This is a genomic window from Phenylobacterium sp. FG114, from assembly GCF_057809855.1.
This window is the reverse complement of sequence record NZ_JBMDKU010000015.1, coordinates 135,053-150,456: the sequence shown is the minus strand read 5'-3', so window position 1 is coordinate 150,456 and position 15,404 is coordinate 135,053. Positions and strand designations below refer to the sequence as shown.

General features: G+C 69.4%; 17 protein-coding genes. 13 read left to right on the top strand and 4 right to left on the bottom strand.

All coding sequences use genetic code 11. The annotated features are described in order from the left end of the window. Positions 1-316 (bottom strand): PmbA/TldA family metallopeptidase (locus ACODSY_RS22210; protein ID WP_488954071.1); only part of this gene is annotated, 316 nt, incomplete at its 3' end. A gap of 58 nt (positions 317-374) precedes the next feature. Continuing rightward, complete coding sequence (locus ACODSY_RS22205; RefSeq protein WP_488954070.1) at positions 375-1,133, bottom strand: LytTR family DNA-binding domain-containing protein; 759 nt, start codon at positions 1,131-1,133, stop codon at positions 375-377. A 126-nt stretch (positions 1,134-1,259) separates the two neighbouring features. Between ACODSY_RS22205 and ACODSY_RS22200 the strand changes: the two genes are divergently transcribed. After that, a complete protein-coding gene (locus ACODSY_RS22200; protein WP_488954069.1) occupies positions 1,260-2,258 on the top strand; it encodes an alpha/beta hydrolase family protein in 999 nt (332 codons plus the stop codon). Here ACODSY_RS22200 and ACODSY_RS22195 read toward each other — a convergent pair. Then, the gene (locus ACODSY_RS22195) at positions 2,236-2,592 is read right to left on the bottom strand and encodes a DUF3140 domain-containing protein (RefSeq protein ID WP_488954068.1); all 357 of its coding nucleotides are present in this window, start codon (positions 2,590-2,592) and stop codon (positions 2,236-2,238) included. The genes ACODSY_RS22200 and ACODSY_RS22195 overlap by 23 nt on opposite strands. 205 nt (positions 2,593-2,797) lie before the next feature. Here ACODSY_RS22195 and coxB point away from each other — a divergent pair, with 205 nt between their 5' ends. The 10 genes from coxB (at position 2,798) to ACODSY_RS22145 (ending at position 12,100) form a co-directional block, all read left to right on the top strand. Beyond that, entirely contained in the window at positions 2,798-3,778 is a 981-nt protein-coding gene (gene coxB / locus ACODSY_RS22190) for a cytochrome c oxidase subunit II (protein WP_488954067.1), read from the top strand. An 18-nt stretch (positions 3,779-3,796) separates the two neighbouring features. Next, entirely contained in the window at positions 3,797-5,461 is a 1,665-nt protein-coding gene (gene ctaD, locus ACODSY_RS22185; RefSeq protein ID WP_488954066.1) for a cytochrome c oxidase subunit I, read from the top strand. A gap of 175 nt (positions 5,462-5,636) precedes the next feature. Further along, positions 5,637-6,608 (top strand): heme o synthase, encoded by a 972-nt coding sequence (gene cyoE, locus ACODSY_RS22180; protein WP_488954065.1) that lies wholly within the window; start codon positions 5,637-5,639, stop codon positions 6,606-6,608. Further along, complete coding sequence (locus ACODSY_RS22175) at positions 6,605-6,757, top strand: hypothetical protein (RefSeq protein WP_488954064.1); 153 nt, start codon at positions 6,605-6,607, stop codon at positions 6,755-6,757. The genes cyoE and ACODSY_RS22175 overlap by 4 nt, the downstream gene beginning before the upstream one ends. Next, the gene (locus tag ACODSY_RS22170; protein WP_488954063.1) at positions 6,735-7,337 is read left to right on the top strand and encodes a cytochrome c oxidase assembly protein; all 603 of its coding nucleotides are present in this window, start codon (positions 6,735-6,737) and stop codon (positions 7,335-7,337) included. The genes ACODSY_RS22175 and ACODSY_RS22170 overlap by 23 nt, the downstream gene beginning before the upstream one ends. Before the next feature lie 145 nt (positions 7,338-7,482). Further along, the gene (locus tag ACODSY_RS22165) at positions 7,483-8,358 is read left to right on the top strand and encodes a cytochrome c oxidase subunit 3 (protein ID WP_488954062.1); all 876 of its coding nucleotides are present in this window, start codon (positions 7,483-7,485) and stop codon (positions 8,356-8,358) included. Positions 8,359-8,366: 8 nt separating this feature from the next. After that, positions 8,367-8,726: a DUF983 domain-containing protein gene (locus tag ACODSY_RS22160; RefSeq protein WP_488954061.1), complete on the top strand. Its 360-nt coding sequence runs from the start codon at positions 8,367-8,369 to the stop codon at positions 8,724-8,726. Next, the gene (locus ACODSY_RS22155; protein WP_488954060.1) at positions 8,716-9,447 is read left to right on the top strand and encodes an SURF1 family protein; all 732 of its coding nucleotides are present in this window, start codon (positions 8,716-8,718) and stop codon (positions 9,445-9,447) included. Before ACODSY_RS22160 ends, ACODSY_RS22155 begins: the two co-directional genes overlap by 11 nt. After that, positions 9,448-10,836, top strand: a complete 1,389-nt coding sequence (gene thrC / locus ACODSY_RS22150) for a threonine synthase (RefSeq protein WP_488954059.1) — start codon at positions 9,448-9,450, stop codon at positions 10,834-10,836. Position 10,837: 1 nt separating this feature from the next. Continuing rightward, positions 10,838-12,100 (top strand): M16 family metallopeptidase, encoded by a 1,263-nt coding sequence (locus tag ACODSY_RS22145; protein ID WP_488954058.1) that lies wholly within the window; start codon positions 10,838-10,840, stop codon positions 12,098-12,100. Positions 12,101-12,105: 5 nt separating this feature from the next. On the opposite strand, the gene ACODSY_RS22140 is transcribed toward ACODSY_RS22145, so the two are convergent. Next, entirely contained in the window at positions 12,106-12,804 is a 699-nt protein-coding gene (locus tag ACODSY_RS22140) for a response regulator (protein WP_488954057.1), read from the bottom strand. Between the two features lie 171 nt (positions 12,805-12,975). Here ACODSY_RS22140 and ACODSY_RS22135 point away from each other — a divergent pair, with 171 nt between their 5' ends. Continuing rightward, complete coding sequence (locus tag ACODSY_RS22135) at positions 12,976-13,587, top strand: GNAT family N-acetyltransferase (protein WP_488954056.1); 612 nt, start codon at positions 12,976-12,978, stop codon at positions 13,585-13,587. A 38-nt stretch (positions 13,588-13,625) separates the two neighbouring features. Further along, positions 13,626-15,284: a putative bifunctional diguanylate cyclase/phosphodiesterase gene (locus ACODSY_RS22130; RefSeq protein WP_488954055.1), complete on the top strand. Its 1,659-nt coding sequence runs from the start codon at positions 13,626-13,628 to the stop codon at positions 15,282-15,284. Positions 15,285-15,404 lie beyond the last annotated feature (120 nt).

The window sequence follows — 15,404 nt, the reverse complement described above, 5'->3', positions numbered from 1 at the left end:
CAACGCCGGCGTAGCCGCGCTTGGCCAGCCGCGCGGAGTCGGCGGCGCGGCGGATCGCGGCCTCCGAGATCTCGGAGGCGTGGGCGTAGCCGGCGGTCTCGCCCGCCACCACGCGCAGGCCGAAGCCCTCGGTGGCGTCGTAGGCGGCCGACTTCAGCCGGCCGTCGTCGAACAGGAAGGACTCGCTCTCGGAGCGCTCGACGAACAGCTCGCCGTCGTCGGCGCCGGCCAAGGCGTCGCCGAGGATCTCCTGGGCGCGGGCCGGATCGACGCCGGCGGAATCGAGGATCGAGGGAGCGGGGACGGGAGCGTTCATGCGCTGAACATAGGCGCCCCGCCCACGCGAGGCCAGCGCGACGGCCGGCCGCGGCGACCTAGTTCCGCAGCCAGCCTGCGGCGCGGACCGCAGCGACCGAGGTCCGGGCGACCGGAGCGGTGGCGCCATTGGTCAGGCGCAGGCGCACGTTGCGGCCTTCGGTGACGGCCGCGGCCACCGCCTTCTCGGCCACCCACCAGGACCTATGAACCTGCAGCCCCGGCGCGCCATCGAGGGCGGCGATCGCCTGGGCCAGGGTCGCGAGCACCAGGCTGGAGCCGGTCGCCGTGTGCACCCGGACGTAGTGGTCCTCCATCGACAGGCACAGGACGTCGGAGGGGCGCACGCCCAGCAGCACGCCAGACGAGGCGGCCTTGCCTGCGGCTTTCGCGCGGCGGGCGCGGCGGCGCTGGTTGAACACATAGAAGAGAGCGACCTGGGGCGCGGCGGTCAGCAGCCCCTCGGCATACCAGACCAACGGCGAGAGGCCGGGCGCGCGGGTCAGCACCGGCCAGATGGAGCTGGCCACCCAGAAGCTGAACATCGCGAACGGCCCGGTGACGGCCAACACCACGACGGCCAGGGCCAGCCAGCCACGCCAGCGCGGCCATGGGCGGGCGAGGATCAGGCGGACGGCGGCGCCATAGACCAGGGCGCCGCACCAGGCCATGCCGACCCAATAGGGGATGCGCTGCCACACCGGGCCGTTGAAGAAGCTGCCGAACGGACCGAGCACCGCGAGGAAGAGGCCGATGGCCGTCACGACCGACAGGTCGACGGCCCAGCCCCTTAGCGACTCACGCATCTCCGCCCGCATCGCCACCCTCTATAGCGGCGGTTCGCCCAGCCACGAACCCGTTCGCCCGTTCGCGAATAGCCGGTGGCGGGACGGCTTGGGGCGGGGCGATCAGGCGGCGTTTCTTCCGCAACGCCAAGGTTTCCTATGATCCGCCTCTACCCCCTCCGCATCGCCGTGGCCGCCCTCGCGGCGTCCCTCTTCGCCGCCGCCGCTCACGCGGCCGTGGGCTTCCAGCACTTCACAATTCCCGACCCGCAGGGACCGCCGCTCGAGGTCGGCGTCTGGTATCCCACCGACGCCGGGGCCGGCCCGACGTCGGTCGAGTTGTTCCGCGAGCCGTTGGCCAACGACGGTCCGGTGAAGGGCCGGCGCCTGAAACTGGTGGTGATCAGCCACGGCAACGGCGGCTCGTACGCCGGCCACATCGACACCGCGGTCGCGCTCGCCGAGGCGGGCTTTGTCGCGGCGTCGGTGACCCACACGGCCGACAACTGGCGCGACCAGAGCGGCGCGGCCCGTATCTGGGAGCGGCCGCGTCACCTGAAACTCCTCACCGACTACATGCTGGGGACGTGGCGCGACCACGGCCGGCTGAATCCCGACGAGGTGGGGGCTTTCGGCTTCTCCGCGGGCGGCTTCACGGTTCTGGCGGCGGCCGGTGCCGAGCCCGACCTGAGCAAGGTCGCGGAGCATTGCGGGGCCCATCCCGACTTCTTCGACTGCAAGCTGGTCAAGCGCCTGTCGCCGGCCCTGCTGGACCAGGTTCCCGAAGGGATCGTCTGGACACACGATGCTCGCATCAAGGCGGTGGTGTCGGCCGCGCCGGCGCTGGGCTACGCCTTCGGCAAGGCGGGCCTCGCCAACGTCCGGCAGCCCCTGCAGCTCTGGCGCGCCGAGAACGACCAGATCCTGCCGCAACCGTTCTACGTCGAGGCGGTCCGCGCGAACCTGCCCAAGCCGCCCGAGACCCACGTGGCCGCGGGGGCCGGCCACTACGACTTCCTGGCGCCATGTTCGCCGCCGTTGGCCAAGGTGAATGCGACAATCTGCGCCAGCGGGCCGGGCTTCGACCGCGTCGCCTTCCACGCGGCGTTCAACCGTGACGTCATCGCCTTCTTCGTCAGGACCCTCGGCCGGCCTTGAGCGGGTCATGGGCCCAGTTCATCAGGCTCCAGCGCCAGCGGGTGTCGGTGACGTCGCCCCACGGCCGCTGGGCCAGGTGGCGGCGGCAGTAGCCGATGACCTTCTTCATGTGGCGGTAGTCGGCGTCGGTGAGGTCGGCCGCCGCCGTGTCGCGGATCTGCAGGATCTTCTTGGCCGACTGGCGGCCTACCGATTCGGTCTCGCCCTTGCGGACCATGCCCACCTTGCGGCTTTGCGGCGTCTCCAGCCAGGCGCGCAGTTCGGCCTGCGACATGTTGGCCAGCCGGCCGAACTCGGCGCGGATCTGCGCCTCCTCTTCAGGGCTCAGGTACATCAAAAGCGCCTTCGGATAACGGGGTGTCGCGCACGGGTGCGCTGTAAGGGCTCCCAACGCCTTGGCAAGCCCCGGGGATGCGCGTATGGACCCCCGCGAAGGGGCCGGCAGGCGCTGCGAGAGCTGCGTCCGTGCGTCCCGTTCCGAAGTCGTCGGAAGCGCCCACCGTCTTGCAGGCGCGGCCGGCCAGAGAGACCGAGGGGACATGAAGTCGAGCTTTCACGGATTGCGGACGCGGGCGGCGGGGGCCCTCGCGGGCGCGGCGGCGGCGTTCTGGGGCGCCACGGCGATGGCCGCCGACAAGTTCGGCCAGCCGACCGACGGGGCGATCGACCTGCAGCCGGGCGTGACGCCTCTGCGCGAAGACGCCATCTGGTTCCACAATGTGATCCTGCTGCCGATCATCACGGTCATCACGCTGTTCGTGCTGGGCCTGCTGATCTGGGTGGCGGTTCGCTACAACAAGCGGGCCAACCCGGTTCCGGCCAAGTTCAGCCACAACACGGCGATCGAGGTCGCCTGGACCCTGATCCCGGTGCTGATCCTGGTCTTCATCGCGATCTTCTCGTTCCGGCTGCTGTTCGCCTACAACGACATGCCGAAGCCCGACCTGACCATCAAGGCGACGGGCTACCAGTGGTACTGGGGCTATGAATATCCCGACCAGAAGATCGGCGAGTTCGTCTCCAACGTCCTGCCGGAAGACGAGGCCAAGACGAAGGGCGAGCCCTATCGCCTCGCGGTCACCGAGCCGCTCTACGTGCCCGTCAACAAGGTGGTGCGGGTCCAGGTGACCGGCGCCGACGTGATCCACGCCTTCGCGGTCCCGTCGTTCGGCATCATCACCGATGCGATCCCGGGCCGCCTGAACGAGACCTGGTTCAAGGCCGACCGCATCGGCACCTACTACGGCAACTGCCGCGAGCTCTGCGGCGTGGACCACGCGTTCATGCCGATCGAAGTTCGCGTGGTGAGCCAGGCCGACTTCGACGCCTGGGTCGCCAGCAAGGGCGGCTCCAAGGCCGGCGCCGCGCCGGCTCCGGTCGCCGCCGACGCCGCTGCGGCGGCTCAGCCCGCCGCTGCGACGGCGCAGGTGAACCCTGCCGCCCCGCCCCCCGCGACGCCCGAGCCCAAGGCTCCCGCCGCCGCCACCACGCCCGCGCCCCAGGCGCCGGCTGCGAAATAAGCTCAGGATCCGCGTAAGATGGCTCAAGCCGCCGCTCACGATCACACCCACGGGGACGACCACGGGGACCACAAGCCCGGGTTCTTCATCCGCTGGTTCTTCTCCACGAACCACAAGGACATCGGCACGCTCTACATCATCTTCGCCATCATGGCGGGGATCGTGGGCGGCGCCCTGTCGGGCCTCATCCGACTCGAGCTCGCCGAGCCGGGCATCCAGCTCTTCAAGCAAGGCTCCTGGCTCGCCCAGACCGGCCTCGTGGAGGCGTCGAAGCACGGCTACAACGCCGTGGTCACCGCCCACGCCCTGGTCATGATCTTCTTCATGGTCATGCCGGCCATGATCGGCGGGTTCGGCAACTGGTTCGTTCCGCTGATGATCGGCGCGCCGGACATGGCCTTCCCGCGGATGAACAACATCTCCTTCTGGCTGCTGGTGGCGGCCTGGGTGATGCTGATCACCTCGATGTTCGTCGACGGGGGCCCCGGCAAGGGCTTCGGCGGCGGCTGGACGGCCTACCCGCCGTTGTCGACCTCGGGCCACACGGGTCCGGCCATGGACTGCGCGATCCTCGCGCTCCACCTGGCCGGCGCCAGCTCGATCCTGGGCTCGATCAACTTCATCACCACGATCTTCAACATGCGCGCGCCGGGCATGACCCTGCACCGGATGCCGCTGTTCGTCTGGTCGGTGCTGGTGACCGTGTTCCTGCTGCTGCTCTCGCTGCCCGTGCTGGCCGGCGCGATCACCATGCTGCTGACGGACCGCAACTTCCACACCCACTTCTTCGACGCGGCCGGCGGCGGCGACCCCGTGATGTACCAGCACCTGTTCTGGTTCTTCGGGCACCCGGAAGTGTACATCCTGATCCTGCCCGGCTTCGGCATGATCTCGCACATCGTGGCGACGTTCTCGAAGAAGCCGGTCTTCGGCTACCTCGCGATGGCCTACGCCATGGTCGCCATCGGCTTCATCGGCTTCGTCGTGTGGGCGCACCACATGTACACGGTCGGCATGGGCATCGAGCTGCGCGCCTACTTCGTGGCCGCCACGATGGTCATTGCGGTGCCGACGGGCGTGAAGGTGTTCAGCTGGATCGCCACGATGTGGGGCGGCTCCATCGACTTCAAGACGCCCATGCTGTGGGCGATCGGCTTCATCTTCCTGTTCACGGTGGGCGGCGTCACGGGCGTCGTGCTGGCCAACGCCGGCATCGACTACAGCCTGCACGACACCTACTACGTCGTGGCGCACTTCCACTACGTGCTGTCGCTCGGCGCCGTGTTCGCGATCTTCGCGGGCTTCTACTACTGGTTCGAGAAGATGTGGGGCGTGAAGTACAACGAATTCCTCGGCGCCCTGCACTTCTGGATCACCTTCGTCGGCGTGAACCTGATCTTCTTCCCACAGCACTTCCTGGGCCTCCAGGGCATGCCGCGCCGCTACGTCGACTATCCGGAAGGCTTCTCCTTCTGGAACAAGATCTCGACGGACGGCTACCTGATCACCGTGGCCGGCGTGGGCGTGTTTCTGATCGTCCTGGTCGAGGCCGCCGTGCGCCGCCGCAAGGCCGAGGCGAACCCCTGGGGCGAAGGCGCCACGACGCTGGAGTGGACCCTGAGCTCGCCGCCGCCGTTCCACCAGTTCAACGAACTGCCGGTGGTGAAGCCCGACGCCCACTAAGGCCTCGAGCTGTCGAACCGATCGAAGCCGGTCGTCCCCTGGGGCGGCCGGCTTCTTCCGTTCGAGGGGCTGCAATCGCCCGGGACGTGCTTTTCGTCACATCCGTGACGACGGCCTTCGCCCCGCCGCCGATCTGCGCTAGACAGCGCCACCCCACATGCAGGTGTAAGCTTCGATGGCCATGGCTACGGCCCAATCCAATCCGCGCGCGATCGCCCGCTGGCAGGACTTCCTCCAGCTGCTGAAGCCGCGCGTGATGTCGCTGGTGATCTTCACCGCGCTCACCGGCCTCGTCTGCGCGCCTGACCGGATCAACCCGATCCTGGCCGCCGTGGCCGTGCTGTGCATCGCCGTGGGCGCGGGCGCGTCCGCCGCGCTCAACATGTGGTACGACGCCGACATCGACGCGAAGATGCGCCGCACCCGCGGCCGGCCGGTCCCGGCGGGTCGGGTGCAGGGCGCTGACGCTCTGACCCTGGGCGTCGTGCTGTCGCTGTTCTCGGTGATGCTGATGGGCATGGCGCTGAACTGGCTGGCCGCCGGCCTGTTGGCCTTCACCATCGTCTTCTACGCCGTGGTCTACACGATGTGGCTCAAGCGCTGGACGGCGCAGAACATTGTCATCGGCGGATTGGCCGGCGCGCTGCCGCCGGTGATCGGCTGGGCCGCGGCCACCGGCGGCGCGCCGCTGAACGCGTGGCTTCTCTGCGCCATCATCTTCATGTGGACGCCCCCGCACTTCTGGGCGCTGTCGCTGTACACCTCGGAGGACTACGCCAAGGCGGGCGTGCCGATGATGCCGGTGGTCAAGGGCGCGGCGTCCACCCGCCGGCAGATCCTGGCCTACAGCCTGCTGCTGATCCCGATCTGCGTGGCGCCGGCCTTCACCGGGCTGGGCGGCGCGGGCTACCTGGCGGTGTCCGGCCTGGGCGGGCTGGTGTTCCTTCTGTTGGCCTGGAGGCTCTACCGCAGCCATGCGGGGGAGGCGGCCGACCCGCGCAACGACGACGGACTTTACGACGTGCGGGCGGGGGCGCGGGACGCCCGCAACCTGTTCGCCTTCTCGATCCTGTACCTGGCGCTCCTGTTCGCCACCCTGCTGGCCGAACACCTGATGGGCGCGCCGCCGCTGGAGCTGTTCCGATGAGCGATCCGAACCGCGAGGACGACGCGGCCGCCAAGGCCCGCAAGGCCCGCAACATCGCGATCGCCCTGGGCCTCGTCGCGTTCGTGGTCCTGGTCTATGTGGTCACCCTCGTGAGGATGGGCGCCAGTGTCGCAAACCGGCCTTTCTGAAGCTGAGCGCAAGCGGAACGCGAAGGTCGCGATCATCTGCGCCTTCACGTTCTTCGCCATGACCGGGGCGGCCTTCGCCGCTGTGCCGATCTACAGGATGTTCTGCCAGGTCACCGGCTTCGACGGCGCCACCCGCCGTGCGACGGCCGAGTCGGACCAGGTGCTGGGCAAGACGCTCACCATCCGCTTCGACGCCAACGTCCGCGGCCTGCCCTGGACGTTCAAGGCCGAGCAGACCTCGCAGGAGGCGAAGATCGGCGAGACCAAGATCGCCTTCTTCAAGGTGACCAACAATTCCGACAAGCCGGTCACGGGGCGGGCGCTGTTCAACGTGGTGCCCGAGCAGGCGGGGCCTTACTTCCAGAAGCTCCAGTGCTTCTGCTTCTCGGACCAGACCATCGCGGCCGGCGCCACCGTCGACATGCCGGTGCTCTACTACGTCGATCCGAAGTACGCCGACGACATCAACACCAAGGGTAAGCCCGAGGTGACGCTGAGCTACACCTTCTTCCCGACCACGTCGAAGGAGGCCCAGGCGGCGCCGGTGAAGGACCATGGGACGGCCACGTCCGGCGACTGAGCCGGCTGCGGCAAAGGCGGCCCGGGCCAAAGCGTCTTTCCCCCTTGGCGGATGGCGCAGCGCAGGGCTATAGCGTCCGCGACTGTCCGCGCGCGCGACTCTGTACGTCCGTGCGCGAGGGGAACTGCAAGGGGTTGAGACTGCAATGGCCGCTGGCGTGAAGCACGACTACCATCTCGTCAATCCGAGCCCGTGGCCGCTGGTCGGCTCGATCGCGGCGACGGTGATGGCGCTGGGCGGCGTGGCGTGGATGAAGGGCCTGTTCGGCCTGCCGCAACACACCTCCTGGCTGTTCTTCGCCGGCCTGGCGGGCGTGCTCTTCACGATGGTGGGCTGGTGGTCCGACGTCGTGAAGGAAGCCAACCAGGGCGATCACACCCCGGTGGTCTCCATCGGCCTGCGCTACGGCATGGTGCTGTTCATCGCTTCGGAAGTGATGTTCTTCGTCGCCTGGTTCTGGATCTTCTTCGAGATGGCCCTGTTCCACGGCAACCGCACCCACGCTCCGATCGAGGAAGTGGCCACCGCCTGGGCCAACTGGCCGCCGAAGGGCGTCGAGACCGTTCCCGCCTTCCAGCTGCCGCTGGTCAACACCCTGACCCTGCTGCTCTCGGGCACCACGGTGACCTGGGCTCACCATGCGCTGCAGGTCGGCGACCGCAGGAGCGCCAAGATCGGCCTGCTCCTGACCATCATGCTGGGCATGATGTTCACGGCCATCCAGGCCTACGAGTATCACCACATCCTCGAGCACAAGTACTTCTTCGGCGGCGAAGGCCAGGAGAACTCGGGCCTCTACGGATCGTCGTTCTTCATGGCGACCGGCTTCCACGGCTTCCACGTCCTGGTCGGCACGATCTTCCTGATCGTCTGCCTGGCCCGCCTGATGGGCAAGGGCTTCACCCCCAAGCAGCACTTCGGCTTCGAGGCGGCCGCCTGGTACTGGCACTTCGTCGACGTGGTGTGGCTGTTCCTGTTCGCCTTCATCTACGTGATCTTCGGGGCCTCCGGGGGCCACTAGGCAAGCGCGTGAGCAAGCCCAATCCACTGCTGTCAGGGGTCGCAGGCCGCTGCCCCAACTGTGGAGAGGGCTTCCTCTTCGAAGGCTTCCTGAAGGTGGCGCCGTCCTGCGAGGCGTGCGGCGCCGATTTCTCAAAAGCTGACTCGGGCGATGGCCCGGCGGTGTTCGTGATCCTGATCGCGGGCTTCGCCGTGGCCTTCGCGGCCGTCTTCACCGAGTTCACGGTCCACCCGCCGATCTGGGTCCACCTGATCCTCTGGCTGCCGGCGACGCTGATCCTGTCGCTGGGCCTGATGCGGCCCTTGAAGGGCGCCATGCTGGCCGCCCAGTTCATGAATCGCGCCTCCGAAGCCCGCCGTGACGACTGAGCGCCGGGCGGGGTTTCCCGTCGGCCTGACGGTCGCCGTCGGCATCGCCCTTGGCATCCTGCTGGCGCTGGGGACCTGGCAGGTCCAGCGGTTAAAGTGGAAGGAGCACCTGCTCGCACGGATCGCCGCGCTGCAGGCCGCGCCCGCCCAACCGCTGGGGGCGGTGCTGGATCGCGTGGTCCAGGGCGGCGACGCCGACTTCACGCGGGTGAAGGTCGCATGCCCCCGCATCGAAACTGCGCCGTTCCTGGAGCTCTATTCGGTTCGAGAGGGCGAGGCGGGGTCTCGCCTGATCTCGGCGTGCCGACTTGAGGCGGGTGGCCGGTACGGCAGCGTCCTCGTCGACCGGGGGTTCATCGCCGACACGATATCGGCGAGGCCGCCGGTGCTAGAGGCGCCGGACCCGCCGGCCGCACTGGAGGTAGTGGGCGTGTTGCGGGTTCCCGAGCCCGGCAACAGCTTCTCGCCGCCAAACACGCCGGCCCGCTGGTACACGCGCGACATTCCCGCCATGGCCGCCGCGCTCAAGGCGCCGCGCCCGGCGCCGCTGACCCTGATGGCCGAAACCTCGACCAACCCCGAGTGGAAGGCCCTGGTCCCCGCGCCGATCCCGGCCGACATCCCGAACCGCCACCTGGAATACGCGCTGACCTGGTACGGCCTTGCCGCTGCCCTGGTCGGCGTCTATGCCGCCATGCTCTTCAGACGCCGGAAGAATTAGATGCGTTACGTCTCGACCCGCGGGCAGGCCGCCGCGGTCGGCTTCACCGATGCGGTCCTGGGCGGCCTCGCCCCGGACGGCGGGCTGTATGTCCCCGAGGCGTGGCCCACGTTCACGCGCGACGAGATCGCCGGCTTCGCCGGCATGCCCTACGCCCAGGTGGCGGCGAAGGTGCTGGGCAAGTTCGCCGGCGACGAGATCAGCGCCGCCGAGATGCTCGCCATGTGCGAGGAGGCCTACGGGACCTTCAGCCACAGGGCCGTCGTGCCCATGGTGCAGATCGGGCCGCAGACCTTCATCGCCGAGCTGTTCCACGGCCCCAGCCTCGCCTTCAAGGACGTGGCGATGCAGATCCTGGCGCGGCTGTACGACCACATCCTGGGCAAGCAGGGCCGCAAGCAGACCATCCTCTGCGCGACCTCGGGCGATACCGGCGGTGCGGCCGTCGAGGCCTTCCGCGGCGCGAAGAATGTCGGCGTGGTTGTGATGTTCCCCGAGGGCCGGATCAGCGAGGTCCAGCGCCGGTTCATGACCACGGCCGAGGAAACCAACATCGCCTGCGTGGCGGTGAAGGGCACGTTCGACGACTGCCAGGCCATCCTGAAGGATGCGTTCCAGGACCAGGCGCTGCGCCAGGCGGTGGACCTGGCCGCGGTCAACTCGATCAACTTCGCCCGGATCGCGGCGCAGGCGGTCTACTACTTCACCACCGCCGCGGCCCTGGGGGCGCCGGACCGCGAGGTGAACTTCGTGGTGCCGTCCGGAAACTTCGGCGACGCCTTCGCCGGTTACGTGGCCATGCGCATGGGCCTGCCCATCAAGCGGATCGTGGTGGCGACCAATTCCAACGACATCCTGGCGCGCGCCTTGTCGACGGGCCGCTATTCGCGCGGAACGGTGCAGGCCACACTGTCGCCGGCGATGGACATCCAGTCGGCCTCGAACTTCGAGCGGCTCTATTTCGAGGGCGTGCAGCGCGAGGCCACCGACACGGCGCGAGCCTTCGAGGCGTTCGGCAAGACCGGCGCGATCGACATCCCGCCGGTGGCGCTGTCGGCCATGCAGGGGGTCTTCACCGGCGTCGGCATCGGCGAGGAGGAGACGCTGCGCACCATCGTCTCCACCCTGAACGAGACCGGCGAACTGATCGACCCGCACACGGCCGTCGCGGTCTCGGCTCTGCGTCACGTGGCGCTCGATGGGCCGGTCGTGGTGCTGTCGACGGCGCACGCCGCCAAGTTCCCCGAGGACGTCGCCAAGGCGTCGGGCGTCGAGCCGATGCTGCCGCGCGGCGTGGCCAGCCTGGCCGGCCGCAAGGAGCGCTTCGACCGGCTGCCGGGCGAGGCCGACACCATCAAGGCGTATGTGCGCGCCTTCGCCGAGCGATGATTTGACGCCCAAGGTCCACACGCTCTCGAATGGAGTCCGGGTCGTCTGCGACCCGTTGCCAGGCTGGCAGACGGTGGCGCTTTCGGTCGTGGCGGGACGCGGTGCGCGGTTCGAGGACGCCGCGCGCTCGGGCTGGTCCCACCTGCTCGAGCACATGGTGTTCAAGGGTGCGGGCGGACGCTCGGCCAAGGACATCGTCGAGGCGATCGAGGCCGAAGGCGGGCACATCAACGCCGCCACCGGCTATGAGCGCACCAGCTTCCAGATCCGCGCGTTGAAGCACGGCCTGGACCTGGGATCCTCGGTCATTTCGGATCTGCTGCTGCGGCCGGCCATGGATGCCGGCGACCTTGCCCGCGAAAAGCAGGTGGTGGGACAGGAGATCGCTGAGGCCGCCGACACCCCCGACGACCTGGTTTTCGAACTGGCGCAGGCCGCGGCCTACGAGGGCCAACCGCTCGGGCGGTCGATTCTGGGCACCGTGAAGTCGATCAAGTCGGCCGACCCTCAAACGCTCGGGGATTGGCGCGCGGCGCTCTATGCGCCGGGCAGCCTGGTTGTGAGCGCCGCGGGCGCGGTGGACGAGGACGAACTGCTGAAGCTGGCCGAACGCGACTTCGGCGGCGCGAACGGCCCGGGCCTGCAGGCGGCGGAGCCGGCGGCGTTCGTAGGGGGAACCCGCACGGTGGCCAAGCGACTGGAGCAGGCGAACCTGGTGTTCCTGCTGCCTGCGGTGGGCGTGAAGGATCCGGACTATTTCGCGCTCCGGCTTTTGGCCGAGATGCTGGGCGGCGGCATGGCCTCGCGGCTGTTCCAGGAAGCGCGTGAAGTGCGCGGGCTGGCCTACGCCATCGACGCCTATTCCGAGACCTATGCCGACACCGGGATCCTTGGCGTCTTCGCCGGCTGTGACGCCAAGGACGCCGGCGAGTTGGCCGAGGTGACGGCGGCGCAGATCCGGTTGCTGGCCGAGCCCGTCGGGGCGACCGAACTGGCGCGGGCTAAGGCTCAGCTCAAGGGCTCGATGTTCATGGGCCGGGAATCGGCGCTGGCGCGCGCCGAGCAGGCGGCGGGCCAGGTTCTGTTGTTCGGCGAGACCCTGGACCCGACATCCGTGGCCGGCGAGGTCGATGCGGTGACGGCCGCGCAGATCGCAGGCCTGGTGAGCAAGGCCCTCGCGCCCGGCAAGTCGGCGACGGCGATCCTTGGGCCGAAGGCGTCGCTGAGCGCGGCCGAGCGGTTCCAGGCTGCGCTCTTCGGCTAGGCGGCCTATCCGAGGCCCAGCGCGGCTTCGATACCCTGGAACAGCTGCTCCACGTGGATCGGCTTCGGGATGAGGCCGTCCATGCCCGCGGCGGCGTATTGGGGCGCCTGCGCGGCGAGGGCACTGGCCGTGAGCGCCAGGATGGGGGTGCGTCGGCGCCCGGCGGCGCATTCGGCGGTCCGGATCGCTCGGGTGGCTTCCGCACCATCAAGCACCGGCATCTGGACGTCCATCAGGATCAGGTCCCATTCGGCCATGCGCCAGGCTTCCACGCAGGCCGCGCCGTCGTCGACGATGAAAGGCTCGATGCCCGCCTGCTCCAGCAGGGCGCGCAGGACCACCTGATTCACGGGGTTGTCCTCGGCCGCCAGGATGCGCAGCGGGCGTTCGGCGGCGGGCGCAGGCGCAGGCGCAGGCGCAGGCGCGGTCGCGACGGGCGTGGGCCCGCGCTCGGCTACCGGCGCGCCCACCAGATCGTTCAGGATCACCAGCAGCGTCTCGGCCGATTGGCGCAGGATCTCCAGGCGCTCGCGCTGAGCGTCGCTGAGCGAGTCCGCCGCCATGGCCTGGGCCATCCCCAAGACCCCGTTCAGCGGCGTTCGGATCTCGTGGCTCAGGGTGGCGAGGAACAGGCGGCGCGCGCGGTCTTCCGCTTCGGCGTCGCCGGCGGTCTGGGTTGCTTTGCTGCGATGGGCCTGCGCCATCGGTTCGGCTCGTCCGAGTGGAAGGGACCCCCAGCCTTGATTCCGGCGTTTAAGACTTGGTCACCATCGGCCAAGCTTCTCCGCGGCAAATCCGCGCCCGATGCATCCGGACTGCGAACGGCGATTCCGCCAGGCCTCTTGACCGCGCGGCGAATTGCGCGAGGCTGAACCATGGCCCTGCTGGACTGGATCGCGCCCGAAAGCGGCCTTCGTGTCGAAGGCCAAGGCGTCTGGCTGCGTCCGCCGCGGGCCTCGGATTTCGGCGAATGGCGGGAACTGCGCGCCCAGAGCCGCACCTTCCTGCAGCCCTGGGAGCCCACTTGGCCCGCCGACGACCTCAGCCGGGCGGCTTTCCGGCGGCGACTGCTGGCCTACGCCCGCGACCGCGAGATCGGACTGGCCTATCCGTTCTTCGTGTTCCGCTCCTCGGACGACGCCCTGACGGGCGGGATCACCCTGTCGAACGTCAGGCGCGGCGTCGCGCAGATGGGCTCGGTCGGCTACTGGTGCGGGCGGCCCTACACGCGCCAGGGGCTGACCCTGGCCGCGGTCCGCGCGGTCTCGGAGTTCGCGTTCCGCACCCTGGGCCTCCACCGCCTGGAGGCCGCCTGTATCCCCGACAACCAGCCGTCCCGGACCCTGCTGAAAAAGGCGGGCTTCCAGGAAGAGGGATTTGCACAGGCTTATCTTAAAATTAACGGCGGTTGGCGAGACCATGTCCTGTTCGGCCTGGTGACCCCGTATCGGGATCGCGAGGGGCCGGACGAGGGGGTGTCGGTCTAGGCCGGAGCCCTGAAACACGGGCTCGAATTCAGGACGGAATGGCCAACGATCGTTGGATGTGGGACGCGACGGCCACGCTCGAGGCCCTCGGCGCGGCGGAAGTCGCGCTGTGGGTCTGGGAGCCGGAGAAGGACCGTCTGCGCCTGACCGGGGCCACCCGCGCCCTCGGTCTGGGCCCGCTCGCGCCTGACTGTTCGTCCGCCGCCCTTCGCGCCTTGGCCCTGCCGCAGGACCGCGCCATCGCCGAGGACATCCTGCGCGTCCAGGAGCCGGGCGGCGAGGTGGCCGTACGGCTGCGTATGCGCGGCGGCAGTCCCTGCATCTGGCGCGGCGTCTGGCTGGAAGAAGGCGTTCGCGCCGCGGGCGTCGTGGCCGCCGAGGTCCGCTTCGCCGCCTCGGGCGTGGACCAACTCACCGGCCTGGCCGATCGCAAGAGCTTCATCACCCTGGCGCGCGAGCGCCTGCAGACGCCCGGCACGCACGAGCTGATCGTCGCCGACCTGGACCGCCTGCGCCGGCTGAACGAGGCCCTGGGCCACGAACGCGCCGATTTGGTCCTGGCCGCCCTGGGTTCGCGCCTGGCCGCGGCCTTCCCGCCCGGCGCCTTGCTGGCGCGGATCGGCGAGGACGAGTTCGCGGCGATGGCCCCCGTCAGCGCCTCGCCGGGCGCCGAGACCCTGCGCCGCGCGCTGGAGCAGCCCCTCCGGGTGGCGGGCTTCGACATCCACCCCACTCTGTCGATCGGCGCCGTGGAAGCGCCGGGCGGCGAGGAGGCTCCCGAGGCCGCCGAGCTGCTGCGCCGCGCCGAGCTGGCGGTCGAGGCGGCGAAGAGTAACGGCCGGGGCGGCGCGGCCGCCTATGGTCGCAGCCTGGAAACCGACGGCCTGTCGCGCCTCGCACTGGAAGGCGATCTCAAGGGCGCCTTGCGTCGGGGCGAGCTGACCCCGTTCTACCAGCCCATCGTGCGCCTCTCGACCGGGGCTCTCTCCGGGTTCGAGGCGCTGGTCCGCTGGCGCCACCCGCGCCGGGGCCTCTTGATGCCCGAGCAGTTCCTGCCGCTCTGCGACGAGATGGGCCTGATGCCCGAACTGGGCGCCATGATGATGCGCGAGGCCTCCCGCCAGCTCGGCGCCTGGCGCAAGCGCCACCGGGCCGCCGGCGAACTGACCGTCGCCGTGAACCTGTCCACCGGCGAGTTGGAACGACCCGACCTAGTCTCGGACGTCGAGCAGATCCGCCACGACGCGGACCTGCCGCCCGGCGCGCTGAAGCTCGAGGTGACCGAGAGCGACGTCATGCGCGACCCGGACAAGGCCGCGATCATCCTGCGCAACCTGCGGGCCGCCGGCGCGGCGCTGGCGCTGGACGATTTCGGGACCGGCTTCTCGTCGCTGAGCTACCTGACGCGCCTGCCGTTCGACACGCTGAAGATCGACCGCTACTTCGTGCGCACCATGGCCACCAACGAAGGGTCAGCGAAGATCGTCTCGTCGGTCGTCAAGCTGGGCCAGGACCTGGACATGGAAGTGGTGGCCGAGGGCGTCGAGAACGCCGGCATGGCCCGCCACCTGCTGTCGCTGGGCTGCGACTATGGCCAGGGCTTCGGCTATGCGCCCGCGCTGTCGGCTCAGGAGGCCGAGGTCTACCTGAACGAAAGCTACGTGGACGGCGCCGCGCCCGTGAAGGCGCGCGGCTAGGCCAGCCAAGGCGTCCGGCCAGGAGACGGCCAGACGACGGCGGGCTTGAGCCCCGGCGCAAGCGGCCTAGAGTTCACGCCGTGGGAGCGTCACGCGGGTCTTGCGGCCGCCTGACGCCGG